Consider the following 26,854-nt stretch of genomic DNA (forward strand, 5'->3'; position numbering starts at 1 on the left):
TGTGAGGGCATTTTAACTATTTCCCACATAATATTACTTTTTGTTCTTCAGTCCAGCGATGAGGTTTACCAGTTTCTTTGTTGATTTGTACTAAAGCCCCTCTACCAGTTAAAACGATTTCATCTTTTTCATTTTTTACCATGTAGTGAAGATCTAGAGAGGAGTTTCCAACCCGTGCTGTTTTTACATAAATTCGCAGTTTTTCTCCGTAATAAACTTGTTTTAAATAGTCGCATTGCAAATCTGCCGCAACTGGAATACATTGCTCATCTTGTGAACCCCAATTGTTCTTCACATTCAGCCATTTAAAATATTCAATGCGTGCATGTTCAAAATATGAAAATGGTACAACATTATTTAAATGTCCATACATATCAACATCTGAAAAACGAACAATCTCTTCCGTGTAAAATGTAAATTCCTTCTCCCATTGTTCAAAATCTTCAATATACATTTCTTTCATTTTCCCATCCCCTTTAACCAATGTTTTACTTATATAATAAATATTATACAATAGTAGATTCATCGAGGAAATGAATGAAAATGTCGAATATTGGAAGGGGATGACGATGGATTTTTTTATTGAAAGAGGATTCGCAATGCAACTGTACAGAAATAAACTGCTTACTATACTATGCAGCATCATGAAAATTGGATAATTGTTCTATAAAAAAATTAAAAGCAGCCAAAATCGATAAACGATTTTGACTGCTTCTAATACATATTAGTCTACCATATGGTCAGAACCGAAGAATTTGCGGAACATGTGTACAGTCGTTGCTCTGTTTAATGATGCAATAGAAGTTGTTAAAGGAATTCCTTTTGGACAAGCAGCTACACAGTTTTGAGAGTTACCGCAGTTTGCAAGTCCGCCTTCACCCATAATTGCATCTAAACGTTCGTCTTTGTTCATTGCACCTGTTGGATGTGTATTGAATAAACGTACTTGAGAAAGTGGTGCTGGACCGATGAAGCTAGATTTCTCAGAAACGTTTGGACAAGCTTCGAAACAAACACCACAAGTCATACATTTTGACAATTCGTATGCCCATTGACGTTTGCGTTCAGGCATGCGTGGACCTTCTCCTAAATCGTAACTTCCGTCAATCGGAATCCACGCTTTTACTTTTTTCAATGCGTTGAACATACGGCTTCGGTCAACTTGTAAGTCACGAACAACTGGGAAAGTTTTCATTGGTTCTAAGCGAATTGGATGTTCAAGTTGATCAACCAACGCAGAACATGATTGGCGTGGACGGCCATTAATTACCATCGAACAAGCACCACAAACTTCCTCTAGACAGTTCATGTCCCAAGTAACCGGTGTTGTTGGTTTTCCATCAGCAGTCACTGGATGTTGACGAATGTACATCAATGCAGAGATTACGTTCATACCTGGACGGTAAGGTACTTCGAATTCTTCCCAACGGCTTGCACCATTTGGATTATCTTGACGTAAAATTCTAAATCTTACTGTTTTTCCAGTTTCCACTTGTTGTGTAGTCACGATTAATTACCTCCTTTCGAAGAGTAGTCACGTTTACGAGGCGGAATTAATGAAACGTCTACTTCTTGGTAAGTAATAATTGGCTCACCTGTAGATGGATCAAATTTCGCCATAGTTGTTTTTAAGAAGTTTTCGTCGTCACGTTCTGGGAATTCTGGTTTATAGTGTGCACCACGTGACTCGTTACGTAATAACGCACCTTTTGTAATTACTCGTGCAAGATATAGCATGTTTTTCAATTGACGAGTAAAGTGTGCACCTTGGTTGCTCCATTTTTGAGTATCGTGGATGTTAATGTTTTCCCAACGCTCTAACATGTCACCAAGTGTGTCATATGTTTTTTGTAGGCGATCGTTGTAACGTACAACTGTTACGTTGTCAGTCATCATTTCGCCTAGTTCTTTGTGAAGTAAATATGCGTTTTCATTACCTTTGTCCATTTTTAGGATGTTATCCCATTTTTGTTGCTCTTGTTTTACATAAGAATCATATAAAGATTGTGGTAAATCTTCCGCATGTTTTGTTAAGCCTTGCATATATTTAACTGCGTTAGGTCCTGCAACCATACCACCATAAATCGCAGAAAGTAATGAGTTAGCACCTAAGCGGTTTGCACCGTGTTGTGAATAGTCACATTCACCAGCAGCAAACAGACCAGGAATTTCAGTCATTTGATCGTAGTCAACCCATAATCCACCCATTGAGTAGTGAACCGCTGGGAAGATCTTCATTGGTACTTTACGTGGATCGTCACCAACGAATTTTTCGTAGATTTCGATGATACCACCAAGTTTGATGTCTAATTCATGTGGATCTTTATGAGATAAGTCTAAATATACGATGTTTTCACCATTGATACCTAATTTTTGGTTTACGCATACGTCGAAGATTTCACGTGTCGCAATGTCACGTGGTACTAAGTTACCGTATGCAGGATATTTTTCTTCTAAGAAGTACCATGGTTTACCATCTTTATATGTCCAAATACGTCCACCCTCACCGCGAGCAGATTCACTCATTAAACGGTTTTTGTCATCGCCAGGAATTGCTGTTGGGTGAATTTGGATGAACTCACCATTTGCATATGAAGCACCTTGTTGATAAACAATTGATGCTGCAGAACCAGTATTGATTACTGAGTTTGTTGATTTACCAAAGATGATACCAGGACCACCTGTTGCCATAACTACAGCATCAGAGCGGAATGCTTTAATTTCTGATGTGCTTAAATCTTGTGCTACGATTCCACGGCAAACTCCTTCGTCATCAAGAACGATTCCAAGGAATTCCCAGTGTTCGTATTTTGTTACTAAACCTTCTACTTCGTAACGACGAACTTGTTCGTCAAGCGCATATAATAATTGTTGACCTGTTGTCGCACCTGCAAATGCAGTACGGTGATGCAATGTACCACCGAAACGACGGAAGTCAAGTAGACCTTCTGGAGTTCGGTTGAACATAACTCCCATACGGTCGAACATGTGAATGATACCAGGTGCTGCTTCACACATGGCTTTTACTGGTGGTTGGTTCGCTAAGAAGTCTCCACCATAAATTGTATCGTCAAAGTGGATCCATGGAGAATCCCCTTCACCTTTTGTATTTACTGCACCATTAATTCCACCTTGTGCACAAACTGAGTGTGAACGTTTAACAGGAACTAATGAGAATAGTTCTACTTCAGTACCCATTTCGGCTGCTTTCATCGTTGCCATTAGACCAGCTAAGCCGCCACCAACAACGATTAATTTCTTTTTGGCCATGATTATTTCTCACTCCTCTTTTCTAATTGGACGTTCTATCTATGCTTGTATCATACGAATGCTAGAATTGCAGATACACCGATAATGCTTAAGATGACGAAAAATGCCATTGTAATCCACGTAACTACTTTTTGAGAATGTGTTGATTGTGTGATACCCCAGCTTACAAAGAATGACCATAAACCGTTAGATAAATGCAATGTAGCGGAAAGGATACCCACAATGTAGAATCCTAACATCCATGGATTTGCAACGATTTTTTCCATCATTTCAAAACTTACTTCCGCACCAAATGCTTTTTGGATGCGAGTTTGGAACATGTGCCAAGCAATGAAGATTACTAGGAACACACCAGTAAGTCGTTGCAATAAGAACATCCAGTTACGGAATGTACTGAAGCGCTTATTGTTTGGTGTTGCTGTAAAGGCAATATAAATTCCATATAAACCGTGGAACAGAATAGGAATGTAGATAACAATCCACTCAATAAGTAATAATAGTGGACCTGGAATATAATCCATTACTCCTGTTGCACTGTTATATGTCTCTTCTCCCCCTGTTGCAGTAAAGTTTAGAGACAAGTGGAACACTAAAAATAGCCCTACAGGAATAACACCAAGTAAAGAATGTAGTCGGCGCCAGTAAAACTCATTTTTTGCCAAGACTGATACCCCCTTAAAATAAGTAGTCAATAAGTCGTCACAAATTGTAAACGCTTTATGCATTGACTGTTTTATTCATAATGGTACAATATTATGACAAGTTCATTGTACCCCCACGAACTATTACCGTCAAGGTTAGTTGTGCATATTTATTTTCCGAAATTTGTCTAATATTCGCTACAAAACCTTCTATTTTTTCTCTATTATGTTATTTTTCTCTATTTTAACTTTTTTCAAATTCTCTGTTGTTAAAAAAGAAAAATTCTAGAAAGAGGTTCTTATTATATGTCATTGTCGAAAGATTCGTTTCCTTTATTTGGATACGAACTGCTAAGAGATTATTTAGTGCCATCCATTTTAGGAAAGCATGAAAAAGATATTCTATATTGGGCAGGAAAAGATTTAGCTCGCAAATTTCCATGCACCGATATTCCTTTAATCATTTCCTTTTTTAAAGATGCCGGATGGGGTGATCTTACCCTTGAAAAAGAAATGAAAGACGGATTTGTGTTTAGTTTGACGAATGAACCGGAGTTGCTAAAGATTAATGAAAGAAATTTTCGCTTAGAAGCTGGCTTCATTGCCGAACAAATCCAAAACTTTAAAGGTGTTTTGACGGAATGCTATGAAGAGAAAAAAGAAAAACAACTAGAAGTAATTTTTACAGTAAAGATGGATTTAAAAGAAAAAATTGAACGCTAAGGGGCTTTATTCGCCCCTTTTTATACCCATTCCTCAGCAAGATTAAATTCATCATGCAGTGCATTTGCTGCACGAATCATATCATCTTGTGGCACAACGACAGATACTTTAATTTCAGATGTAGAAACCATTTTAACAGGGATATTTTCTTGACATAAGCGTGCGAACATGCGGCCTGCTACCCCTGGATTGGAAACCATGCCCGAACCCACGATTGACACTTTCGCTAAACCAACTTCAAAATCAGCAAATTGAAAACCTAACTCCTCTTTATGTTCTTCAAGCACTTTTACCGCATTTGTTAAATCCTCTTTTACAATTGAAAACGATATTGTCGGTTTTACTTCACTCATCACAGATTGTACAATAATATCTACGTTGACATGATGCTTTGCTAGGGTATTAAACAAGTTGGCAAGGGAAGATTTTTCTAGTAATTCATATCCAACAGTAAAGCGGATAATATCTGATTCATAGGCGACACCACGAACAATTAAATTTCTCTCCATTTCAATCTCTCCCTTAATCAATGTACCTCGAAGATTTTTCGTACTCGAACGAACAACAATTGGTATATCAAATTTTTTTGCTAATTCGACCTCTCGGATGAACAATTTTCGAACCTAAATAAGATAATTCTAACATCTCATCATATGTAATATCTTTCAATTTACGAGCCTGTTGAACTACATTAGGATCCCCTGTATATACCCCATCAAGATCCGTATAGATTTCCACACGTTCTGCATCAATGCTTTTTGCAATCGCTACCGCTGTTGCATCAGTCCCTCCAGCTCCGAGAAGGGTGATGTTGCCCTCATCATCAACACCTTGTCCGCCCGCGACTATGTGCTCATGCTCCTGTCAAGTAGACATTTTTATCCGCCCCGTATTAATCCAAATTTATGCTGCTTTTGTTCTATATTCCATCGGGCTCATTTTTAGTTTAGTTACGATACGTTTGGTGTTATAATAATTAATATAGTTTTCTACTGCTTCGTAAATTTCTCGTACAGTTTCGGGTTGGCTAAAACATCCAAGTTCAACCTTCAGATGACTAAAGAAATTTTCGATGCAGGCATTGTCCCAGCAGTTGCCTCTGCGGGACATGGATTGAGTTATCTCCATCTCACGGAGATACTCTTGATAATCGGGATTAGTAAAGTGAGTGCCTTGGTCACTATGGAGAATCGCTCCTTTACTATATCCCCTTTTTTTAAGCATTTCTAAGGCGCGATACACTAATTTCATTTCCAAACTTGTCCCCATTGAATAAGCCACGATTTCCTCATTAAATAAGTCTTTAATGGCACAGAGATATACCCATTTTTGACGTCCTCTTTTCACGCGAATATACGTAATATCAATGGAAAACTTTACTCCTTCTCGAATGGCTTTGAAGTTACGGCTAAGAAGATTGGGAATTTTTCCATGAACACTTGGACGATATCTAAATTTCTTTTGGCGAATTTTGCATACCAATCCATATTTCCTCATTAAACGGGCAATCCGTTTTTCATTGATGACTAACCCATATTGTCTTTCCAATTCAATTTTGATTCGTTTTCTCCCCACAGTACCACGGTGATCGTTAAACACCTTTAGGATATAAGGGATTAACCGTTCATCAATTTGATCACGATGTTTTTCTCCATTTCTCTTTAACCATTTATAATAACCCGCACGGGATACATTGGCGATTTCCGCTAAAATAGAAATCGGATATTGTTCTGCGTAAGCGTGAATAAAGGCAAATTGTTGTTCTTTGTCATTCACCCCTTTCTTAGATCTAACAACTTTTTTAAGTATTCGTTCTCCAACTGTAATAGGAGATATTTTTCTTCCAAAGATTTTTCAACAGGCGACTGTTTCTGTTTAGCTACTTTTTCTCTTTTGGTTAAGAGAGCTTCATAGCCTCCTTCTTTCACAATTTTCACCCATTCAGAGACTCTTCTCCGATGAATGTTATATATTTTAGCTACCTCTGTGGAAGAATACCCTTCGAAATATTTTTCAATGACTTGTTTTTTGAATTCAAATGTGTAATATCGATATTTTTTCGCCATTTCCATATCCTCCATTCATGTACGAAGTACGCCACCATTGACACCTACCTGATTGTCCGTAGTGATTGTAGATTGCAGATGATCTCAAAAAATAGCTCCTTGCGCTCACTCCGTTTGTCATTGTACTACGGACAAATCGCTTCTAAGTACTTGTTGGCGGGGCCCCGACCCCATCCACCAAGTACTAAGAATCGTGGTAGGTGTCAATGGCATTGCAGCTACGCTGTGGCTTTTTAATAAACCCAATAAATTCCCACATTTTATATTTATTATGCTCATCTTATGGGCGCTTTAATGTGTAAACTTTACAGGTATAATAGCAATGATTATTTCGCCTTTTTTAAACCGTTCAATAATGACATTACCATCGACTTGATGTATGCGAGCATTTCCTGCTAATTTTCGTGTTGTTTTCATTCCAAGTTGCCAGCCTGTAAGGGAAACAGCTCTAAATCCTCTTTTTTGAATGGCGATGGAAAGCAAACTGCTAGCAATTTGATTATTGGTAGAATGGATTGCGTCTAACTCTCTTTCGGATGGTGCATCCGATAAAGAGTAAATAATTTTTTCCAAACCCTCATTTACAGGTGGAGAGGATGGAACGACTGCTACTACATTGCGTCCAAACTTCTTCTCTTCGATGAGTCTTTTTGCTATTTCTCCAATGTTTTCAGGTGATGCTAGATTCCATTCATCCAACTTCACTACAATATTAATCATCGCTACACTCCCCTTATTTTCACAAGCCATGAAATGAAGTTTCCGAATCTTATATAATTAAAGAAAAAAGCAACTCTTCACAAAGGATGGTGAAAAGCTGCCTCAATTTTCAGAAAACACTTTATGAGATAGCTCTCCAGAACCATTTAGATTCTGACAATCTTGCATTTCTTCAATGCAAAACCAGCCAGTAAACTGGAACAAGCAAATTTACCGCTTCGGCAATCTCCCCTTTCCCTAACCTTCTTCAGACTTGTTCCTCTCCTCCAGTTAGGTACTCATGAATCTCGCACCTCTATCTATATCTAAACTTATTTACTTTTAAAATTACATTATCATACAGTTATTCCTTTGACAATGTGTCATTATGGAAATACTGATAGATTGTTTCTGCAACCACTTTTGGCATTTTCGCTTCCATTAATTCTTCCACAGAAGCTTGTTTGATTTTTTTCACTGAACCAAAATGACTCAGTAATTGTTTCTTCCGTTTTGGACCGATTCCTTCAATTTCATCAAGGACAGAGCGTAAAGCGTTCGTTTGATGTTGTTGCCGCAAAAATGTAATAGCGAAGCGATGGACTTCATCTTGTATTCGCTGAAGCAAGTAAAAAGCATCACTTGTTTTTTTCAGTGGAATCGACATAGGTGGTTCCCCGTATAATAGTTCAGATGTTCGATGCTTCTCATCTTTTGCAAGTCCTGCAATGGGAATTGATAATCCAAGCTCATCTTCCAACACTTCTCGTGCAACTTCAATTTGCCCTTTACCACCGTCAACAATAATTAGATCAGGAAGTGGCAATTGTTCTTTTAATACACGGGTATAGCGCCTGCGAATCACCTCTTGCATCGCTCCATAGTCGTCATGTTTCGCCGTATTTTTTAATTTATATTTGCGATATTCTTTTTTTGCCGGCTTTCCATTAATAAATACGACCATTGCGCTAACAGGATCTGCTCCATGCATGTGGCTGTTATCAAAGGCTTCAATTCTATAAGGCGTTTCAATATTTAGAGCCTCACCTAATTGTTGACAAGCGCCAATTGTCCTCTCTTCCTGGCGTTCAATTAATTGGAATTTTTCTTCGATTGCAAGCATTGCATTTTTCTTTGCTAAATCCACCAGTTCTTTTTTTGTGCCACGTTTTGGCACCAATACTCTTATATTTAATAATTTTTCTAAAATGCTTTTATCAATTGTTTCTGGAATCAATATTTCTTTTGGCTTTAAATGTTCTGTATCATAGAAACGCCCTACAAAAGTTAAAAATTCCTCTTCCGGATCACGGTAAATAGGAAATACAGAAACATCTCTTTCAATTAATTTTCCTTGTCGAACGAAAAAGACTTGAACACACATCCACCCTTTTTCAACTGCATATCCAAATACGTCCCGGTTCGTTTGGTCTCCTGAAACGATTTTTTGCTTTTCCATAACCGTTTCGATATATTGAATTTGATCTCGATATTCCTTTGCTCTTTCAAATTCAAGCTTTTCCGCAGCCTCCATCATTTTTTTCTCTAATTCTTTTTTTACTTGTTCATGGCCGCCATTTAAGAATTTTATGATGTCATTTGTCATTTCTTCAAAAATTTTCGGATCTATATCTTTAACACATGGAGCTAAACATTGCCCCAAATGATAATACAAACAAACTCGATCTGGCAGTCGGTTGCATTTTCTTAATGGATAGATGCGGTTGAGGAGCTTCTTTGTTTCATTCGCGGCAGATACATTCGGATAAGGTCCAAAATATTTAGCTTTGTCTTTTTTCACTTTTCTTGTCGTAATAATTCTTGGATAAATTTCATTGGTAATTTTAATATAAGGATAACTCTTGTCATCCTTTAACATTACGTTATATTTTGGATCATATTGTTTGATTAAATTGAGCTCCAAAATTAAAGCCTCTAAATCACTTGAAGTAACAATATATTCAAAATCTTCTATTTCACTAACTAGCAGTTGAGTTTTACCATCATGGGAACCAGTAAAATAGGATCGAACTCTATTTTTTAAGACTTTTGCCTTTCCGACGTAAATAACCGTTCCTTGTCGGTCTTTCATTAAGTAGCATCCAGGCAAATCTGGTAACAGCGCCAATTTATTTTGAATTGTTTCATTCATGGAGTATCACCTTACATTTAATCAACCTACTTTAACTCTATTATACGAATATCTTAAAGCAAAAATCGATAAGTTTTCTTTTAAATCAATAATCATATCCAAAATAAAAAATCGAGCACAAACAAATTCTTTGTGCTCGGTTGAATATTATTTATTGTTGTTGATGAATTCAACTAATGCTTCTTTTGGTTGGAAGCCAACAGTTTTTGCAATTAATTGGCCATCTTTAAATAAAAGCAAAGATGGAATCGACATAATTTGATATTCAGCAGCTGTTGCTGGATTGTTATCAACATCAACTTTTACAATTTTCACTTCTGAACCCATTTCGGCATCGAGTTCTTCTAATACAGGTGCAATCATTTTACAAGGTCCACACCAAGCTGCCCAGAAATCTACTAATACTAAACCAGAAGAGATTTCTTGTGAAAAGTTTTGATCAGTAGCATGTACAATTGCCATTTATAAAATGCCTCCTTAATGTAACATCTTTTAGTAGTATAGCACGTTAAAAATTCAAAGGGTAGTAAAGTGTTTTAAGAAATTGAAATCCGTTCATCTAACAAACAAATTCCTTTAATGATTTACTTTTTCACAATAAATAACCACATCTCTGAGATTTGAGATGTGGTGAGGAGATTACCAGTTTTAGATTTTAAGAATTTACTTTTAATGCTTTAATTTCTTCAATTAATAACGGAACGACTTCAAATAAGTCGCCGACAATTCCATAATCAGCAACTTTGAAAATGTTTGCTTCAGGGTCTTTGTTAATTGCAACAATTACTTTTGAGTTAGACATACCTGCTAAGTGCTGAATTGCACCAGAAATACCACACGCGATGTATAAATCTGGTGTTACCACTTTACCTGTTTGACCAATTTGCATTGCATAATCGCAATAACCCGCATCACAAGCACCACGGGAAGCACCTACTGCACCGCCCAGTAAGTTGGCAAGCTCTCTTAATGGTTCAAATCCTTCTGCTGATTTTACACCGCGACCGCCAGACACGATTACTTTCGCTTCAGATAAATCAACACCTGTTGTTGCATTGCGAACAACTTCTTTTACAATCGTACGCAAGTTTTTAATATCTACAGATACAGATTGAACGTCTCCTGTGCGGCTTTCATCTCGTTCAAGTGGCGCAATATTGTTAGGACGAACTGTCACGAACACGAGTCCTTCTTTAATTTTTACTTTTTCAAAAGCTTTACCTGAGTAAATTGGACGTACAAATAGTGCATCATCGCCTGTTCCTTCAATCTCTGTTACATCTGAAATCAATCCAGATTGCAGGCGAGATGCCACTTTAGGTGATAAATCTTTCCCTAAAGACGTATGCCCAATAACGATTCCTTCAGGTTTTTCTTGTTCCACAAGAGCTAATAAAGCTTGGCTGAAGCCATCTGAAGTATATGTTTTTAAATGTGGATGTTCCACAACGAGCGCTCGGTCAGCTCCATATGCAATTAATTCCTTTGCAAGATCTGCTACTTGATCGCCAAATAACGCGCCTACAACTTCTCCACCATCTGAGATTTGCTTTGCTGCAGCGATTGCTTCAAATGAAACATTACGTAAAGCACCGTCACGTACTTCTCCTAATACCAATATTTTTTTTGCCATTGTTTTCCCTCCATTACCGTACGAATCTAATGAAATCTAATACTCTTCAATCCATTCTAATTGTTCAGAAAATTTAAATCACTTTTGCTTCCGTATGAAGTAAATTTACTAATTCTTTCACTTGGTCTTTTAGTTCTCCTTCTAAGATGCGACCAGCAGATTTTTGTGGTGGTAAAAATACTTCCACTGTTTCAATTTTTGTTTCAACATCATCTTCATCGATGTCTAAATCATCTAATTCTAACTCTTCAAGCGGTTTTTTCTTCGCTTTCATAATACCTGGTAAAGAAGGATATCTCGGTTCATTCAATCCTTGTTGAGCTGTAACTAATAAAGGCAAGCTCGTTTCTATAATTTCAGAATCTCCTTCAACGTCACGAACAACTTTCACGTTATTTCCATCAATTTCTAATTTTGTAATCGTTGTTACATAATTAATGCCTAATAAATCAGCAACTCTTGGTCCAGTTTGACCAGAACCACCATCAATTGCAACATTTCCTGCCAAGATTAAATCTGGCTCTTTGTCTTTTAAATATTCAGCGAGAATATAAGCTGCACCACTGTGGTCTAGCTCGTCCAAATCATCTTCTGTATTGATTAAAACCGCTTCATCAGCACCCATTGCAAGAGCCGTGCGCAGTTGTTTTTCCGCTTCTTCATTGCCGATGGAGATTACCGTTACTTTTCCACCATGTTGATCTCTTACTTGAATTGCTTCTTCAATGGCATATTCATCATATGGATTGATAATGAATTCAGCGCCGTCTTCTTGAATTTTTCCATCTTGAATGACGATTTTTTCTTCTGTATCAAAAGTGCGTTTCATTAATACGAAAATGTTCATGTAAATTACCTCCTAAAAATTATTTGCCACTAAAAGTAGGTTGGCGTTTTTCAATAAATGCTTGAATTCCTTCTTTTGCATCTTCTGAATTAAATACAATGCCGAATTGCTCTGCTTCCGCTTTGATTCCTTCTTCGAATGATTTCTTACTGTATTGTAATGCATGAATAGCAGCTTTTAATGAAACCGGGCTCTTTTTGGCAATTTTTTTCGCCAATTCTAATGCTTGCGGTAAAAGTTCTTCTTGTGGTACAGCCGTATTTGCTAGCCCCCATTGTACGGCCTCTGCCCCTGAAATCGGCTCTCCTGTAAAAATCATTTCAGCAGCCTTTGCTAATCCGACATATCGCGGTAATCTTTGTGTTCCACCAAATCCAGGAATAATTCCAAGATTTAATTCAGGAAGACCCAACTTCGCGTCTTCAGCGACATATCGAATATGGCAACTCATCGCAAGTTCCAATCCACCGCCAAGTGCGGCACCATGAATTGCTGCGATGACAGGTTTTGGGAAAGATTCCAAGCGATCAAAAACAGCTTGTCCATTTTCTGCGAGATTTACTGCCTGTTGTTCAGATGAAACATCTGTGAACTCTTTAATATCAGCTCCTGCTGAAAAGAAACGTCCTTCACCGTGAAGTAAAACAACTCGAACATCATTATTATGTTCAACTTCAGTCATCAATTCGTCTAATTCACGGATTAGCTGTTGTGCTAGTGCATTTGCTGGCGGACGATTGATTGTTACAATCGCAACACCGTCTTCTGCTCTCCATTTTAGAAATTCCATGAAGACACTCCTTTTAATTATTTTTTAGACCATTCAATAGTAGATGCTTTACTTTAGGTGCATTATCTAAGAGGCTGTATCTGAAATCATTCATCACCCAAGACGTAATTGTCTCATCGATTGTTCCAAATACCATTTGTCTTGCAACTCTCACATCCATTGTTGGATTAAATTCGCCATTCATCATGCCTTCTACCAATATATTATCAAGAAGATTCAAATATTCTTTTAAAATTGCATTAATCTTTAACCTAAGCTCCTTATTTGATTGGCGCAATTCTAATTGGGTGACTGTCGCAAGGTGTTTATTATTGGCCAACACACTAAAATGGTTGTCTATCATTTTTGATAGTTTGTCAGAGGCGTTAGCACCAGTTTGAATGATTTCTTCTAAATTTTCAATAAAAACTCTCATTTTTTCTTTAAACAAGGAAATTAAAATATCCTCTTTATTTTTAAAATACAGGTAAATGGTCCCGTCTGCAACACCTGCTTGTTTAGCAATTTTTGAAATTTGTGTTTGATGATAGCCATTTTCGGCAATCGCAATAACTGCTGCTTCAATTATTTGCATGTATTTCGGTTTATCTCGATTCATGATGTTCACCACCAAAAAAATTAGAAAATATGAATGATTATTCATTCATATTTTCATATTATAATTTCATGAACTTTCTGTCAATAACTAATGCTATTTCGCTTGAAGCTCCTTAGCTTTCTGTTTTTCCTCATCAATTAATGTTCTTCTTAAAATTTTTCCTACTGCTATTTTCGGTAGTGAATCTCTAAATTCATAAATGCGAGGTACTTTGTAAGCAGCTAAATTATTGCGGCAATATTTATTTAATTCATCTTCCGTCACTGTTTTACCCTCTTTTAATACAATGAAAGCTTTCACCGTTTCTCCCCGATATGGATCTGGAACTCCAACTACAACACATTCTTGAACCGCTTCATGTTCGTACAATACTTCCTCTACTTCTCGCGGATAAATATTAAATCCGCCAGCGATAATGACATCTTTTTTACGATCTACAACATAGAAATATCCTTCTTCATCCATATATCCTAAATCTCCAGTTAAGAACCATCCATCTGCAAACACTTTTGCAGTTTCCTCAGGGCGTTTCCAATATCCCTTCATCACTTGAGGTCCACGAATCGCGATTTCTCCTACTTCTCCAGGTGGTAAAATTTCATTTTCTCCTGGTTTCATAATCACCGCTTCTGTATCAGGCCAAGGAACTCCAATCGAGCCAACTACTCGTTTTCCCCAAATAAAGTTTGCATGGGTTACTGGTGAAGTTTCCGTTAAGCCGTAGCCTTCTACAAGTTTCCCACCAGTGATTTCTTCAAATTTTTCTTGTACTTCCACAGGTAGTGGAGCAGAACCACTTATACATGCATTGATGGAAGACAAATCATATTTAGATAAATCCGGATGGTTTAATAGACCAATATACATTGTTGGTGCACCAGGGAATAAAGTAGGTTTTTGTTTATCAATGGTTTTTAACACTTGTTCCACTTCAAATTTAGGAAGCAATACCATTTTGTTTGATTTCATGACGGATAAAATCAGCACTGTAGTCATGCCGTATACATGGAAGAAAGGAAGCAATCCTAATATAATTTCTTTTCCTTCCTCACATTTATATAACCATGCATCACACATCATTGTATTGGCAATTAAATTTTTGTGAGTCAACATTACCCCTTTAGGAACGCCAGTCGTACCACCAGTATATTGAAGAAGGGCTAAATCTTCTTCAAAATTAAAAGGCACATCAATTGGTTTCGGTTTTTCAACCTTCATGATTTCCGTGAATAAATGTGTGGAACCACGATGTTCTACTTTGACACTAAAGCCATATTGTTTCTTCTGAATAAAAGGATATACGAGATTTTTCGGAAATGGAAGATAATCTTTAATACCCGTGATGATAACGTTTTCAATTTGTGTTCGATGAATGACTTTCATGATTCTTGGGTATAAAATATCCAATGCCAAAATTACTTTTGCTTCAGAGTCCTGCATTTGATACTCTAATTCCCTCTCTGTGTAAAGCGGATTTGTTTGAACGACAATTCCTCCTGCATATAAAATACCGTAATAAGCTATAACTGCCTGTGGACAGTTTGGTAACATGATTGCTACCCGATCTCCTTTTTCAACCCCTAAAAAACGAAGATAGTTGGCAAATTTTAATGCTGATTCATACAGCTCTTGATAATCCAATTCCCTTCCCATAAAATGTATTGCACATTTTTTTGGATTTTTTTCGTATGCTCTTGTCAAAAATGTTTGGACGGGAATTTCTTCATACTCCAGCGTATGCGGTATCTCAGCAGGATAATGTTTAAGCCAAATTTTACTAGACATCAACACATCCCCCTTGCGCAAATGTTCAAATTTTCTTGCAATTGTTACATTTATTATAATTGAAAAGAAATGGTCTTTCAAACTATTTTTTTAGAATTATAATTTTTTTCTACTTTAATTCTTAATTTTTCTTATTCATTCAATAATTTTAATACTATTTTCTATGACGAAAAATGTCGAATAATAGGGTTATTTACTATTTTGATATAACTATTAATAACTTTGTAACAATAAAAAAACTAGTAGAAACGCATGTTAACGTTTCTACTAGTATTAAAATTTTAATAATAACCATTATAGTGAAAGTAAATAATAAAATCCTATAATAAAAAATAAGACAGCTACAACGATAAGCACTTTTGCTAATTTGTCCATTGGAACCTCCTAAATGATGCTGGCACCGATGACGAAGGAAAGTCCAAGTGAAATGGTGAATGAAATCAATCCAACTGAACGATTATCCGCTGCAATCTCCTGATCGACATTGAAATGGGGGGTTAAAAATTCATATAAAAAATATGCGATGATAAGCAAAATAAACCCGTACAACCCCCAACCAATCATTTCAAAAAAAGTATTATGCCTTTCAATGGAATAGCGGAATATATTGCAAACACCTAGTATTTTTCCTCCAGTAGCAAGGGCGACGGCAACATTTCCTTTTTTAATTTCTTCCCAATTTTTATATTTTGTCACCATTTCAAATAAGACCATTGAAACTATTAAACATAATACAACAACACTAAAATAGCCTGCTGTTTCTATTAAAGGATGTTGCCAAAAAGTTGTACCCACATTCACCATCCCCTTTATTTTAATTCAACGACAGTTACTCCTAAGCCACCTTCACCAGCTTCACCATATCGGAAAGAACGAACTCGTTTATGTTTTTTCAAATATTCTTGAATTCCTTGGCGTAAAGCCCCTGTACCTTTTCCATGAATAATTGTTACACGGCTATAGTTGGCAAGTAGGGCATCATCAAGATATTTTTCTGTTTTCATGATGGCATCTTCTAACCGTTCTCCTCGCAAGTCTAATTCTAATTTAACATGACTATTGCGATTTTTCACCGTTGTCAATGTAATTCTTTGTTTTTCTTTTTCTGGCTTCACATATTCTAAGTCTGACTCATCCATTTTCATTTTTAATATACCGATTTGCACAACCCACTCATTATCGGAAACTTTTTCAATTAGCGTTCCTTTTTGACCGTAGCTTAATACTTTTACTTCATCACCAGGTTGTAAGTTTTGTGCTCGTTCACGAATTTTCGCTTGTTTTTTCAAAATTGGATTTTCTGCTGGTAATGCGTCTTCTAAACGCTTTTTCGCTTCGATGATTTCATGGTCTTTAATAACTTGATTAGCATTTTGCTGCATTTCACGTAATTCTTTAATGATATGTTCTGCTTCTTTTTTCGCATCCTCAATAATTTTCCGCGCTTCTTCCTTCGCTTTTTGTTCAAGGCTTTCTTTCTTTTCGTTAAATGCACTCAATTTTTCTTCTAACTGCGCATGCAATTGTTGTGCTTCTTCTAAAATTTCATGCGCTTCCTCTACTTCCTGTTCAGCGCGGCGTCTGCTTTCTTCTAATGAAGCAATCATCGACTCTACTTCTCGACGGTCAGTACCTGTATAAGATTTCGCTTGATTAATGATGGAATCTTTTAAGCCGAGACGCTTCGAAATTTCAAATGCATTGGATCGTCCCGGAACGCCTATTAATAATCGATAAGTAGGACTAAGGGTTTCAATATCAAATTCAACACTTGCATTGATAACTCCTTTTCGGTTATACGCATATGCTTTTAATTCAGGATAATGGGTTGTAGCCATAACGCGCGCCCCTTTATCCACTACTTCATCTAAAATTGATATCGCAAGTGCCGCCCCCTCTTGCGGATCGGTACCTGCCCCAAGTTCATCAAACAAAATTAACGAGTTTTCATCAAAGTGTTTTAATATATCGACAATGTTCACCATATGGGATGAGAAAGTGGATAGCGATTGTTCGATGGATTGCTCATCACCAATATCCGCAAATACTTGACTGAAAACGGAAAGCTCTGATCCGTCTAATGCAGGTATTGGTATTCCCGCTTGTGCCATTAAGGTGCACAATCCAACCGTTTTTAATGTGACGGTTTTCCCCCCTGTGTTTGGCCCAGTAATCACAATTGCTGTATATTCTCGACCAAATTCAATCGTATTCGGCACCGCTACATCCATTGGGATTAGGGGATGTCTTGCTTGTATTAGACGAATATATCCTTCATTGTTCACGCTTGGCTTTGAGCATTTTTGTGCCACACCGTATTTCGCCTTCGCTAATATGACATCGATATCCGCTAGTATTTTAACTAGTTCAAATAAATCGTTCGCTACTTCTTGGACTTTTTCCGTAAGGGCAAGTAAAATCTTCTCTATTTCAGCCTTTTCACGAACCTTTAAACGTTGAATTTCATTATTGATTTGCACAACTGATTCCGGCTCAATAAATAAAGTTTGCCCTGAAGAAGATTGATCATGAACAATCCCGCCGTAGTAGCTTCGATATTCCTGTTTTACCGGGATAACATAACGGTCATTTCGAATTGTTACGATAGTATCCGAAAGCATTTTTGCTGCGTTAGGGCCTCTCGTTAAACTATCAAGTTTTTGTCTCACTTTCGCTTCTTCTGAGCGCAGTTGTTGTCTTATTGACCGTAATTCCACGCTAGCGGAATCCAACACCGTTCCATTTTCATCAATGCAATGATCAATTTCATGCTGTACCGCTGTTAAAATCGGCATATTATTTTTTCTTTCAATAAAATGTGGTATTTGAATTTCTTCATCATTTTCGATATCTTCAATAAAATTTCTTAAAATTCGACTTGCTCTAATAGTACTTGAAATTTCCATCAATTCCATTGCACTTAGCATACCGCCTATTTGTGCCCGCTTTGTATGTGGACGAATATCAAAAATACCTCCCATTGGCACATGTCCTTTTACCCGTAGGATGGCTAGTCCCTCATCCATTTCTTCTAAAAGTTCAACAACCTTTTCAAAGTTTGGCTCTGGCACAAGCTGCTCTATTTGTTGCTTCCCTAAGGAAGATGTACAAAAGTCTGACACTTGCTCACGCACTTTATCGAATTCAAGGGTTTTTAATGCTCGTTCAGCAATCACTCTGAACACTCCTGTCTGTACATATGTTTACTTATTTTTCCGAATAAAATTTTTGAACTGTTCAACGCTCCATGTATTGACAACTAGTTCTTTTTTCAACTACGCTTTTTGCGCATATTTTGTACCGATTTCCATATAATCAAGTTGTTCAATCGCATGGGCATCTGTATTGATTGCAATAGGAACACCAAGTTCCATCGCTAGTTTCAAATGTTCTATACATAGATCTAATCGGTATGGGCTAGCATTCAATTCCAAAATTTTCCCATACTCTTTCGCCCAATGAATTAATTGTTCAACGTTAGGATTATATCCTTCACGTTCACCAATAATTCGACCAGTTGGATGTGCAATCATATGAACGTAGGGATGTTGAATCGCCGCAAATAATCGTTCCATAATTTTTTCTTGAGGTTGAGAAAAACTTGAATGAATGGAGGCGATCACAAAATCCAGATTTTTTAATACGTCATCATCATAATCGAGGGAACCATCAGGCAAAATATCCATTTCTGTTCCCGAAAATAAAGTAAAATCAGGGTGAGCTTCATTAAAAGCTTCAATTTCTTCACGCTGTTTTTTTAGCCTCTCCGGTGTTAAACCATTCGCTACTTTCAAATATTGAGAATGGTCTGTTATCACTCCAAAATGATAGCCTTTTGAAATAAGCGCTTCTCCCATTTCTGCTACGGAATGAGCACCGTCAGAATAAGTGGTGTGCATGTGTAAATCAGCCTTAATATCTTCTATTGTAACCAATTCTTTAATTTCATTTAACCGATCCAATTCTTGTCCCGTTTCGCGAACAGCGGGCGGAATGTAAGGAAGTCCAAAATGAGCGAAAAACTCTTTTTCCGAATGGAATGTAAGGATTTGTCCATCTGGTTGTTCCACACCATATTCGCTAATTTTCTTCCCTTGTTCTTTTGCTAATTGACGCATGCGAACATTATGATTTTTTGAACCGGTAAAGTGATGAAGTGTTGTGATAAATTCTTCATTTGCCACTAATCGAAAATCAACATTGACAAACTCATCCAAATCCAATATGATAGACACTTTTGTGTCTCCGCTGCTAACAATTTCTTTTATTGTTAATTCACTTAAAAGCTGTTCCCTAACTTTTTCAGGACTTTTTGTGGCAATGACAAAATCCAAATCTTTGCTCGTTTCATTTACCCGACGGAAACTCCCGGCAACAGAATATCGTTCAATTTCTTCAATGGATGCAAGTAGTTGATTTATTTCTCTCACAACCGATTCAAGATACCAAATAGGAAGTCTTCCTGTTCGTTCTCCAAATTGTTCAAGTTCCTTCAAAATTTTCTCTTCCGTTTTCGGTCCAAACCCAGGCAATGATCGTACCTTTTTGGATTCACAAGCTTCCTTCAATGCTTCTCGACTATCCACTCCAAGTTCCTGGTATAGCTTTGCAAGTTTTTTACCGCCAAGGCCAGGTAATTTTAATAGAGGGATTAAGCCTTTCGGTATTTGTTTTTCTAATTCGATTAATTGCTGGGACTCTCCCGTTTGAATCAGCTCTTCAATGACTGCTCCCGTGCTTTTCCCAATCCCTTTAATTTTCGTAAAATCATCAATTTCTTCAAGACTTCGTTCATCCAACTCTAATGCATTCGCCGCTTTTCGAAAGGCGGATACTTTAAACGGATTTTCTCCTTTAAGCTCCAAATACAACGCAATTTTTTCCAATGTACGAATGACAATTTTTTTATTCAACTGTCCCACCCTTTTTCTATTTTAAACCGCAAAAAAGTATCTCCGCTGTGTTGATGGAAGATACTTTTGACAATCATTTCGTTGTTTATTGATTTTCTAAATAAATATACCATAGTTTTTGGAATAATTGAGTTACGATTGGGGTATGTTCAAGCATGAAATTGGCAATAAACGAACTTCCCATGAGTTTTTGAATAGCATCAATTGGTAATAATGCGAAAACATATAATAAAATAAAAAGTATAAAATAAAATTCCACGAAGCATAGTAATGCCCCTAAAATGCGATTAAAAGATTTTAATACTGGTAAAAATGTTAAAAAATCAAATACCGAAGCAACAATTTGCACGGCAAGTTTAACAACAAAGAAGATTACCGCAAAAGCAATAATACGATAAAATGTTTTATCTACATCCAATGCATCCAACGCTAATGTAAGAGAAGAGTCCGGCTGCAACCCCGGATATGGAATCCATAACACAATTTTTTCTGCTAGCGGTTTATAGTAAATGTAAGCCACGATTAACGCAACAAGAAAACCAACAAGATTAATTGCTTGCATGATAAAACCGCGCTTCATTCCTATTAATAAACTAGCAGCAAAAACAAAAAGCAATATGATATCTAACATGCAGTTCAACCCTTCAGTTTTTTCAATTCTTCTTCTAATCTCTCAACTTCTTCTTTGAGCTTTAAAAACTCATGAACACTGTTCACTGCGGTTAACACAGCTAGTTGAGTCGTATCGAGAGATTGATTATGTAATTTAATTTCCCTCATTTTATCATCTACGATAGAAGCGACTAATCGCAAATGACCAATGGATTCATTACCTACTAATTTATAAGTATGGCCATATATTTCGACTTCTATTTTATTTTTCTCTTGCTCAGCCAAGTGGGCACCTCCTAGAAGCTCGATAATTTTTCATAGGAGCTGTTGATTACATATATTCATGTTTTATTAGAATCAATAAGTTTATCATATCATCTTTATTCGTTGTCATACAACCTAGAGTTAAAAGGGATATTGTAGAATTTCATTCTCAATCTCCTTTTGGTAAAATCAATTTAAATCTTTCTTGGGAGAAAGGGTCGTATCATGAACAATATCGTCTTAAAATTATTACCACAACAACTCAATGAAATAGAAACGTATTACTTAAAACATAAGGTAGAACGTAATGCACCTGGTGTCGTATTTGCAGCAAAACTCCCCGATGTAACCATCACCGTATACAGTTCTGGAAAAGTAATGTTTCAGGGTTTAGGAGCTCAACGGGAAGCTAGCCGATTGAACGAATTCGCTCTAACTGATGAAAACAATCAACAAAACATAAACTCAATAGGAGATACACTTCCGGAAAACTTTTCAAAATTGTCTGTTATTGGATCTGATGAAACAGGAACTGGAGACTATTTCGGTCCAATTACAGTCGCTGCTGTCTACGTACCAAATGACAAAATTGAACTAGTAACAGAACTGGGAGTAAAAGATTCTAAACAACTAAACGATCAAGCAATCCGAGAAATTGCACCTCATTTAATTGCAACTTGTGTTCATAGCCTTTTAACATTACGCAATGACAAGTATAACGATTTGCAAAGCCGCGGCTTAACTCAAGGAAAAATGAAAGCCATGCTGCACAATCAAGCTTTAAAACATGTGCTCCATAAAATTTCACCGGAAAAACCGGATTATATATTAATTGATCAATTTGCAGAAAGAGACACGTACTATCAATATATTCAAAATGAAAAAGAAATCATTCGCGAAAACGTTCTTTTTTCGACAAAAGCTGAACAGCAACATATCGCTGTTGCAGCCGCCTCCATCATAGCGCGTTATGCTTTTTTAATCGAAATGGATCGCCTATCTGACATTGTTGGGTTTCCCCTTCAAAAAGGCGCTAGTCATTTGGTCGATGAAATGGCAGCAAAAATTTTGTTGCAGCAAGGTGAAAATGTTCTCCGTTCTATCGCAAAATGGCATTTTGCGAACACTAAAAAAGCCAAAAGGATTTATGAAAACTTCGCAAGTAGATGACTAACATTCAAAATGGTCGATTGTGGAATCGACCATTTTATATTGCTATTCATTCCAATCATCTAAGTACAAATTGGTAAGAAATAGGGTGATATTAACCATTTAAAATCTTTAAAATTTTATCCATTACAATTAAGTTATTGACAACAACTACATGCAGTTTTTTCCTCGCTCTGCTAATGTTTTGATAAAGCATTTTCGTCGGTTGATAATACGGCTTCTTGAAATTCATTTTGGCTGCTAATTTATGATTCGGTTTATAGTAAAAGGAATCATCAATTACTGCTACAACATAATCGAATTCTTGCCCGATTACGTCAGCGGTTGTTACTGCTAATGGATTGTTTTGATTGTTGGAGCGATCAATAAACCTTGAAGGGGTGAAATCAATCACTTTCCAACCAGCTTGCTGTAAAAAACATAGGTAACTCTTTGTCGCTTGAATGGATGAGAAATATTGAATACTCACATTGGAATATTGTTGTACAGGCACTTCCGTCGATAGATCAAACAACTTCTTAATAAATGAATGGATTTCTTTATTATATCGAACAACTTCTGTTAACTCATACTTCACAGGTTTCAATGTCGTCTCGATGATTTTTGGTACTTTATTTCTCATTTCAACAGTTGTTAATACTTGATTAGGGTCGTACGAGAATATACATTTCGTTTTTGATTTTTCTAAGAGATCAATGAAGCTCTGTAATTTATGAATATATAAACGCTGTACTTCATCGAAAATAATTAAGTCATATTTTGATAAATCCGTTTCTTTATGTATGACCTTTTGAAACTTATTAATTGGCACAATTGGCCATTTGTATTCCTCAATTAGCTTCAAATGTCCTCCATTTAATCGTCCGCAGTTAAAAATGATGACATTTTTCGATTGTCGAATATACTCTTTCGCAATGTCATAAGTGAGTAAGGATTTTCCTGTACCAGGGCCACCTTCAATCGCAAATATTTTTGATTGATTCGTCGGCTTGGCATGAATGATTTCTCGTTTATATGTACTTTGTTGGGCACTTAAAAAATATTTATCTTCCATAAATGCTTCTGTTGAATTAAATGGGGATACTAAGTAATTCGACGGATCAAATAAATCATCTAAATTTTCTATGACTTGTATTTGTTGTTGTATTAATTTATCAATTAAAAAGTGAAAATCAACTTCTTCAATTTGATTGTTTTCGTTTAACTTATATAATCTGTTGATTGATGAAACATAGGTAAAATTGTATACATCTACATCTAGAAATTTTAAATAATGACGGTTTTGTACAAGCTGTTTCGTTATCTTTTCTACATTTCCTTCCCGCTTCAATTCAATATTGATGACACAGTCTTTCCCAATTCTTAATAAATCAAATTCCTTTCCGATTTGCTTAATCATATAGCCGACGTAATAACCATTGTAAATATGTATAACTTTAGATTTCTTTCTCAACTCTTCAACGAAAGCATGTAAATCATAAAATTCACTCGTTCGGATTCTTGGGTTGATTCCGAACTGCTCCAGATATTGTATAAAATTCGTTTCATATAAATCTTCTTTTGCATTCAGCAAAGAAAATAAATTGATCGGCTTCACAATAATATCCCCTTTATGAAAAAGCTACTTTAAAGTGAATTATATAAAATTACTACTTTGAAAGCAAAATATGGTATTGATGATAAAAAGCCCGACTAATAAGTTTGCACATTCTAGTAAGGCTCTAGTATTATATTTCTCTGCGACGGTCATATGAAACGCACCTCTATCTGCGATGAAGCGTGAGCGGCAAACGTAAAGAAAAGCGCCTAAAAATGACTTTTTAGGCGCCTCTTTTATCATTATTTTTGAATAAACATTTGTGTCCAGTAATGGCCATCCTTCACGTAACCAACACCGATGTGAGTGAAGTTTTTGTTTAAGATGTTTGCACGATGGCCAGATGAGTTCATCCAAGCTTTCACCACTTGTTCTGGTGTGCTTTGACCCATCGCAATATTTTCACCCGCAGATTTATATTGGATTCCGTAGTTTTTCATCATGGTAAAAGGTGAACCATACGTTGGACTTGTATGATCAAAATATTTTTTATCGTGCATATCTTGAGATTTATGTTTTGCAACTCTAGCAAGTTCCCAATCAGATTTTAATGCTGGTAGACCTGCTTTTGCACGCTCAACATTCACAAGTCGTACTACTTCTTCTTCGTAAGCCAACCCTTCTTTTTCAGGGATATTAATTTTTTGACCAGGGTATATTAAATTAGGGTTTTTTAACTGTGGATTCGCATTAATTAATTCTTGTACACCTGTTTGTGTTTTTACAGCAATTTTCCAAAGCGAATCTCCTGAAACAACCGTATACGTTCCTGCAGCTAAAGCCGTTGCCGGTACTAATAATCCAATTGATAGTACAAGTGCTCCTGCACCTCTTTTTAATTTTTTGTACATTTCCTTCAATCCTTCCTTCTTGATGTAAATTCATCATAAAAGGAATGATTGATGAATTCATCACAAAATTTTTGGAAGGATTTTTACAGTTTTGTTACGTTGAAATATTAATCTACCAACCCTTTGATAGAATAAGTTTCTTCTTTTTTATCTCGTAAAATTATTGAAATATTTTTGAAATAGGAATAAATTACTAGATATTTTTATATTAGAAACAACCAATCTCTTTATGAATTGGTAATTATTTGATTATAAATAGGAGGCTATTTTATTTCGAGTCTAAATGATACTCCATAAAAGCATCGATCCAGTACGTTTCTATTTGTTTATTTTGCTCATTGATGAATGAGTAATCTTCAACTTCTATTTCATATTGTACAAATCTACTTTTCGTTAAATCTTTTAAATAGTAGTACGTTGTAATATGTGCTGACTTTGGTAAATTTTCTATTAACTCAATCAATTGCCCTTTATTAATTGACAATGTTCCTTCCTCCTAAACTTCACATATTAATCTATCCACACTTTAAAATATATTGTTACTCACTATAAGTTATTCATTAATAATATGAAATTATTTTATTAAAAATAATTATGGATATATATTAGTTAAGTTAATACAGTTTGTGAGATTGCCAGCTTAACTCGTGAAACTGGTGTGGTTAATACACAATCTTGTACATTTAGCATTCACACACGTGCACCTAAAACTCCGCTTGTGAGGAATTTATGACAAACTTTGAGATGCATAACATCGTTGAAAATGCTCATATTAAAAACGAAAGGAGAGTTCTACAATGGATCATCGAATGGATTTAGAAAACAATAGACGCCATTTTGATTTTGTACGCGGCAAACAATCTGTGGGAAGTAATGGAGCAAGTCTCGAAGAATTTGGAATGGAAGAAGAATTTCATATTCCAAAAAAGAAAGAAAATCCATCAATCCGTGAACGACATGATCAATTTTTGGATAACGAATAACAAATGAAACAAACAACCTCCTGCATTCAATAATATGACTATAAATAAAGACAATACGGTATACCTCAAAATAAAAAATTATCATCCAAATCGGATGATAATTTTTTATTTTCAACCACTCAATCATCATTTAATAATCTTACTAATAGCTTTAAATTCATCTCCACGAGCAATTTGTTGCATTTCGAACAATGCCATTTCAACACTCGTTATTTTTGCTCCACATTGTTTCATTTTTTCTAAACCTATTTGTGTATTTAAAGCTGTACGAGAAGAAACGCAATCCGCTAACACTTCGACTTCATAACCATTTTGGAGCAAGTGAGCTGTCGTTTGGTACACACAAATATGCGTCTCAATACCGGCAATTAACACTTTTTTACGACCTGTTGCTTCAAGTGCAGCGACAAATTCCGGTGTATCATATGCGCTGAACGTAATCTTTTCAATTGGTTTCTCATCTGCTAAATGCTGTGAAATTTCTTCTACAGTTGGCCCTAAACCTTTCGGATACTGCTCAAGCCATAAAATAGGCAAACCTAACACTTTAGCACCTTGTACCATATTGGCGATATTTTGAATCACAAATTCACTGTTGTCCACGATGCGTGCAAGTTTTCCTTGAATATCAATCAATACAAGTACAGTATCTTGTTTCGTCAACAAACTCCTCATCCCCCTTCAATCTTCCTTTTATTTAATTCTACAAAATATTGGTATTTCCTTGTATATAAATTTTCTTTCAATAAGAACATGTTTTTAAGATAGGTTATAATACTAGTAGCCTTAAAATAATGCAAAAGAAATGGATGATGTATGTGATTCGTTTAAGCTGGCTTATAAGTATCGCCATTTCCTTTTTCGGTTTTGTACTCGTTAGTCAATTGTATGAGGTGCAACCGAAAGGAGCAACTGGTAATTTAGGATTCATTGGCATCATTTTCTTATTCCCTTTTATTATATTGAGTTTAATTACCACTTTTCGCTATTTCTTAACTGTAACAAGCTCTGCAAAAAGAATAGAAAAATTTATAGGCATTGCCGGTGGAATATTGCTTCTTGGATTATTTGTGTATTTTTCATCTGTGCAATCAATAGAAGGAGACTTCTCTGAATTTAACAATTCGAAAAATCTAGTCTTTTTTAATATCTATACATTCGGATTAATCCATACAATTAGTGGTATACTTGGAGCTTTTTATGGTGTTATGAAACCAAAACCAATTGAAAATATAGAAGAATCCAATGTAGAATAATATT

General features: G+C 36.0%; 28 protein-coding genes, 1 pseudogene and 1 riboswitch. Of the genes and pseudogenes, 4 read left to right on the top strand and 25 right to left on the bottom strand.

The genetic code is table 11. From position 1 onward, the window contains the following. Positions 1-16 precede the first annotated feature (16 nt). From UtA1_RS12815 to UtA1_RS12830, 4 genes are all read right to left on the bottom strand, one after another. On the bottom strand, positions 17-463 hold the full coding sequence (locus UtA1_RS12815) for an acyl-CoA thioesterase (RefSeq protein ID WP_016837202.1): 447 nt from the start codon (positions 461-463) through the stop codon (positions 17-19). A gap of 261 nt (positions 464-724) precedes the next feature. Beyond that, positions 725-1,507, bottom strand: coding sequence for a succinate dehydrogenase iron-sulfur subunit (gene sdhB / locus UtA1_RS12820; protein WP_408647293.1), 783 nt, complete (start codon positions 1,505-1,507; stop codon positions 725-727). A gap of 2 nt (positions 1,508-1,509) precedes the next feature. Then, positions 1,510-3,270 carry a succinate dehydrogenase flavoprotein subunit gene (gene sdhA / locus UtA1_RS12825; RefSeq protein WP_016837200.1) on the bottom strand — a complete coding sequence of 587 codons (1,761 nt, stop codon included), beginning with the start codon at positions 3,268-3,270 and terminating at the stop codon, positions 1,510-1,512. A 50-nt stretch (positions 3,271-3,320) separates the two neighbouring features. Next, positions 3,321-3,932 (bottom strand): succinate dehydrogenase cytochrome b558 subunit, encoded by a 612-nt coding sequence (locus UtA1_RS12830; protein ID WP_016837199.1) that lies wholly within the window; start codon positions 3,930-3,932, stop codon positions 3,321-3,323. Between the two features lie 285 nt (positions 3,933-4,217). Between UtA1_RS12830 and UtA1_RS12835 the strand changes: the two genes are divergently transcribed. After that, positions 4,218-4,634, top strand: coding sequence for a YslB family protein (locus UtA1_RS12835; RefSeq protein WP_016837198.1), 417 nt, complete (start codon positions 4,218-4,220; stop codon positions 4,632-4,634). Positions 4,635-4,654: 20 nt separating this feature from the next. On the opposite strand, the gene UtA1_RS17685 is transcribed toward UtA1_RS12835, so the two are convergent. The 17 genes and pseudogenes from UtA1_RS17685 to zapA all read right to left on the bottom strand — a co-directional run bounded on the left by UtA1_RS17685 (position 4,655) and on the right by zapA (position 21,014). Continuing rightward, entirely contained in the window at positions 4,655-5,143 is a 489-nt protein-coding gene (locus UtA1_RS17685; RefSeq protein WP_232019843.1) for an ACT domain-containing protein, read from the bottom strand. Between the two features lie 67 nt (positions 5,144-5,210). Continuing rightward, the gene (locus tag UtA1_RS17690) at positions 5,211-5,483 is read right to left on the bottom strand and encodes an amino acid kinase family protein (RefSeq protein WP_331855360.1); all 273 of its coding nucleotides are present in this window, start codon (positions 5,481-5,483) and stop codon (positions 5,211-5,213) included. A gap of 54 nt (positions 5,484-5,537) precedes the next feature. Continuing rightward, positions 5,538-6,410 (bottom strand): IS3 family transposase, encoded by an 873-nt coding sequence (locus UtA1_RS12845; protein ID WP_096550742.1) that lies wholly within the window; start codon positions 6,408-6,410, stop codon positions 5,538-5,540. After that, complete coding sequence (locus UtA1_RS12850; RefSeq protein WP_172597841.1) at positions 6,407-6,700, bottom strand: helix-turn-helix domain-containing protein; 294 nt, start codon at positions 6,698-6,700, stop codon at positions 6,407-6,409. The genes UtA1_RS12845 and UtA1_RS12850 overlap by 4 nt, the downstream gene beginning before the upstream one ends. A gap of 291 nt (positions 6,701-6,991) precedes the next feature. Beyond that, positions 6,992-7,420 carry an amino acid kinase family protein gene (locus UtA1_RS12855; protein ID WP_232019844.1) on the bottom strand — a complete coding sequence of 143 codons (429 nt, stop codon included), beginning with the start codon at positions 7,418-7,420 and terminating at the stop codon, positions 6,992-6,994. A gap of 121 nt (positions 7,421-7,541) precedes the next feature. Next, positions 7,542-7,726, bottom strand: a riboswitch (Lysine riboswitch). Between the two features lie 37 nt (positions 7,727-7,763). Next, entirely contained in the window at positions 7,764-9,551 is a 1,788-nt protein-coding gene (uvrC, locus tag UtA1_RS12860; RefSeq protein WP_096551434.1) for an excinuclease ABC subunit UvrC, read from the bottom strand. A 147-nt stretch (positions 9,552-9,698) separates the two neighbouring features. Further along, the gene (trxA, locus tag UtA1_RS12865; protein WP_016837195.1) at positions 9,699-10,013 is read right to left on the bottom strand and encodes a thioredoxin; all 315 of its coding nucleotides are present in this window, start codon (positions 10,011-10,013) and stop codon (positions 9,699-9,701) included. A gap of 193 nt (positions 10,014-10,206) precedes the next feature. Further along, on the bottom strand, positions 10,207-11,184 hold the full coding sequence (locus UtA1_RS12870) for an electron transfer flavoprotein subunit alpha/FixB family protein (protein ID WP_096551436.1): 978 nt from the start codon (positions 11,182-11,184) through the stop codon (positions 10,207-10,209). 73 nt (positions 11,185-11,257) lie between these two features. Next, a complete protein-coding gene (locus UtA1_RS12875; RefSeq protein WP_016837193.1) occupies positions 11,258-12,031 on the bottom strand; it encodes an electron transfer flavoprotein subunit beta/FixA family protein in 774 nt (257 codons plus the stop codon). A 19-nt stretch (positions 12,032-12,050) separates the two neighbouring features. Continuing rightward, positions 12,051-12,821, bottom strand: coding sequence for an enoyl-CoA hydratase (locus UtA1_RS12880; protein ID WP_096551438.1), 771 nt, complete (start codon positions 12,819-12,821; stop codon positions 12,051-12,053). A 13-nt stretch (positions 12,822-12,834) separates the two neighbouring features. Then, on the bottom strand, positions 12,835-13,419 hold the full coding sequence (locus UtA1_RS12885; RefSeq protein WP_016837191.1) for a TetR/AcrR family transcriptional regulator: 585 nt from the start codon (positions 13,417-13,419) through the stop codon (positions 12,835-12,837). A gap of 93 nt (positions 13,420-13,512) precedes the next feature. Beyond that, positions 13,513-15,204, bottom strand: coding sequence for a long-chain-fatty-acid--CoA ligase (locus tag UtA1_RS12890; RefSeq protein WP_096551440.1), 1,692 nt, complete (start codon positions 15,202-15,204; stop codon positions 13,513-13,515). A 384-nt stretch (positions 15,205-15,588) separates the two neighbouring features. Further along, complete coding sequence (locus UtA1_RS12895) at positions 15,589-16,008, bottom strand: DUF350 domain-containing protein (RefSeq protein WP_026018975.1); 420 nt, start codon at positions 16,006-16,008, stop codon at positions 15,589-15,591. Between the two features lie 5 nt (positions 16,009-16,013). Beyond that, a complete protein-coding gene (locus UtA1_RS12900) occupies positions 16,014-18,380 on the bottom strand; it encodes an endonuclease MutS2 (protein ID WP_016837188.1) in 2,367 nt (788 codons plus the stop codon). A 27-nt stretch (positions 18,381-18,407) separates the two neighbouring features. Beyond that, positions 18,408-20,117, bottom strand: a pseudogene (polX, locus tag UtA1_RS12905) (DNA polymerase/3'-5' exonuclease PolX). Positions 20,118-20,202: 85 nt separating this feature from the next. Next, positions 20,203-20,748, bottom strand: coding sequence for a CvpA family protein (locus UtA1_RS12910; protein ID WP_096551442.1), 546 nt, complete (start codon positions 20,746-20,748; stop codon positions 20,203-20,205). Positions 20,749-20,753: 5 nt separating this feature from the next. After that, positions 20,754-21,014 (bottom strand): cell division protein ZapA, encoded by a 261-nt coding sequence (gene zapA, locus UtA1_RS12915; RefSeq protein ID WP_016837185.1) that lies wholly within the window; start codon positions 21,012-21,014, stop codon positions 20,754-20,756. Between the two features lie 204 nt (positions 21,015-21,218). Here zapA and rnhC point away from each other — a divergent pair, with 204 nt between their 5' ends. After that, positions 21,219-22,163, top strand: a complete 945-nt coding sequence (rnhC, locus tag UtA1_RS12920) for a ribonuclease HIII (protein ID WP_096551444.1) — start codon at positions 21,219-21,221, stop codon at positions 22,161-22,163. 94 nt (positions 22,164-22,257) lie between these two features. On the opposite strand, the gene UtA1_RS12925 is transcribed toward rnhC, so the two are convergent. From UtA1_RS12925 to UtA1_RS12935, 3 genes are all read right to left on the bottom strand, one after another. After that, the gene (locus UtA1_RS12925; protein WP_096551446.1) at positions 22,258-23,760 is read right to left on the bottom strand and encodes an ATP-binding protein; all 1,503 of its coding nucleotides are present in this window, start codon (positions 23,758-23,760) and stop codon (positions 22,258-22,260) included. 242 nt (positions 23,761-24,002) lie between these two features. Further along, positions 24,003-24,611 carry a SafA/ExsA family spore coat assembly protein gene (gene safA / locus UtA1_RS12930; protein WP_096551448.1) on the bottom strand — a complete coding sequence of 203 codons (609 nt, stop codon included), beginning with the start codon at positions 24,609-24,611 and terminating at the stop codon, positions 24,003-24,005. 268 nt (positions 24,612-24,879) lie between these two features. Next, complete coding sequence (locus UtA1_RS12935; protein WP_016837181.1) at positions 24,880-25,095, bottom strand: hypothetical protein; 216 nt, start codon at positions 25,093-25,095, stop codon at positions 24,880-24,882. Between the two features lie 313 nt (positions 25,096-25,408). Here UtA1_RS12935 and UtA1_RS12940 point away from each other — a divergent pair, with 313 nt between their 5' ends. Next, positions 25,409-25,594, top strand: coding sequence for a hypothetical protein (locus UtA1_RS12940; protein WP_016837180.1), 186 nt, complete (start codon positions 25,409-25,411; stop codon positions 25,592-25,594). 126 nt (positions 25,595-25,720) lie between these two features. Here UtA1_RS12940 and UtA1_RS12945 read toward each other — a convergent pair whose 3' ends face one another. Further along, positions 25,721-26,260 carry a hydrolase gene (locus tag UtA1_RS12945; RefSeq protein WP_016837179.1) on the bottom strand — a complete coding sequence of 180 codons (540 nt, stop codon included), beginning with the start codon at positions 26,258-26,260 and terminating at the stop codon, positions 25,721-25,723. A 128-nt stretch (positions 26,261-26,388) separates the two neighbouring features. Between UtA1_RS12945 and UtA1_RS12950 the strand changes: the two genes are divergently transcribed. Next, the gene (locus UtA1_RS12950; RefSeq protein WP_126434509.1) at positions 26,389-26,850 is read left to right on the top strand and encodes a hypothetical protein; all 462 of its coding nucleotides are present in this window, start codon (positions 26,389-26,391) and stop codon (positions 26,848-26,850) included. Positions 26,851-26,854 lie beyond the last annotated feature (4 nt).

Source organism: Ureibacillus thermosphaericus, assembly GCF_002370195.2.
Lineage (GTDB): Bacteria > Bacillota > Bacilli > Bacillales_A > Planococcaceae > Ureibacillus > Ureibacillus thermosphaericus.

Coding starts and splice junctions, on each gene's coding strand:
- UtA1_RS12815 (WP_016837202.1), bottom strand. CDS start 463: ATGAAAGAAATGTATATTGAAGATTTTGAACAATGGGAGAAGGAATTT.
- sdhA (WP_016837200.1), bottom strand. CDS start 3,270: ATGGCCAAAAAGAAATTAATCGTTGTTGGTGGCGGCTTAGCTGGTCTA.
- UtA1_RS12835 (WP_016837198.1), top strand. CDS start 4,218: ATGTCATTGTCGAAAGATTCGTTTCCTTTATTTGGATACGAACTGCTA.
- UtA1_RS17685 (WP_232019843.1), bottom strand. CDS start 5,143: ATGGAGAGAAATTTAATTGTTCGTGGTGTCGCCTATGAATCAGATATT.
- UtA1_RS12850 (WP_172597841.1), bottom strand. CDS start 6,700: ATGGCGAAAAAATATCGATATTACACATTTGAATTCAAAAAACAAGTC.
- UtA1_RS12855 (WP_232019844.1), bottom strand. CDS start 7,420: ATGATTAATATTGTAGTGAAGTTGGATGAATGGAATCTAGCATCACCT.
- uvrC (WP_096551434.1), bottom strand. CDS start 9,551: ATGAATGAAACAATTCAAAATAAATTGGCGCTGTTACCAGATTTGCCT.
- trxA (WP_016837195.1), bottom strand. CDS start 10,013: ATGGCAATTGTACATGCTACTGATCAAAACTTTTCACAAGAAATCTCT.
- UtA1_RS12870 (WP_096551436.1), bottom strand. CDS start 11,184: ATGGCAAAAAAAATATTGGTATTAGGAGAAGTACGTGACGGTGCTTTA.
- UtA1_RS12875 (WP_016837193.1), bottom strand. CDS start 12,031: ATGAACATTTTCGTATTAATGAAACGCACTTTTGATACAGAAGAAAAA.
- UtA1_RS12880 (WP_096551438.1), bottom strand. CDS start 12,821: ATGGAATTTCTAAAATGGAGAGCAGAAGACGGTGTTGCGATTGTAACA.
- UtA1_RS12885 (WP_016837191.1), bottom strand. CDS start 13,419: ATGAATCGAGATAAACCGAAATACATGCAAATAATTGAAGCAGCAGTT.
- UtA1_RS12890 (WP_096551440.1), bottom strand. CDS start 15,204: ATGTCTAGTAAAATTTGGCTTAAACATTATCCTGCTGAGATACCGCAT.
- UtA1_RS12895 (WP_026018975.1), bottom strand. CDS start 16,008: ATGGTGAATGTGGGTACAACTTTTTGGCAACATCCTTTAATAGAAACA.
- UtA1_RS12910 (WP_096551442.1), bottom strand. CDS start 20,748: ATGTTAGATATCATATTGCTTTTTGTTTTTGCTGCTAGTTTATTAATA.
- rnhC (WP_096551444.1), top strand. CDS start 21,219: ATGAACAATATCGTCTTAAAATTATTACCACAACAACTCAATGAAATA.
- safA (WP_096551448.1), bottom strand. CDS start 24,611: ATGTACAAAAAATTAAAAAGAGGTGCAGGAGCACTTGTACTATCAATT.
- UtA1_RS12940 (WP_016837180.1), top strand. CDS start 25,409: ATGGATCATCGAATGGATTTAGAAAACAATAGACGCCATTTTGATTTT.
- UtA1_RS12950 (WP_126434509.1), top strand. CDS start 26,389: ATGCAAAAGAAATGGATGATGTATGTGATTCGTTTAAGCTGGCTTATA.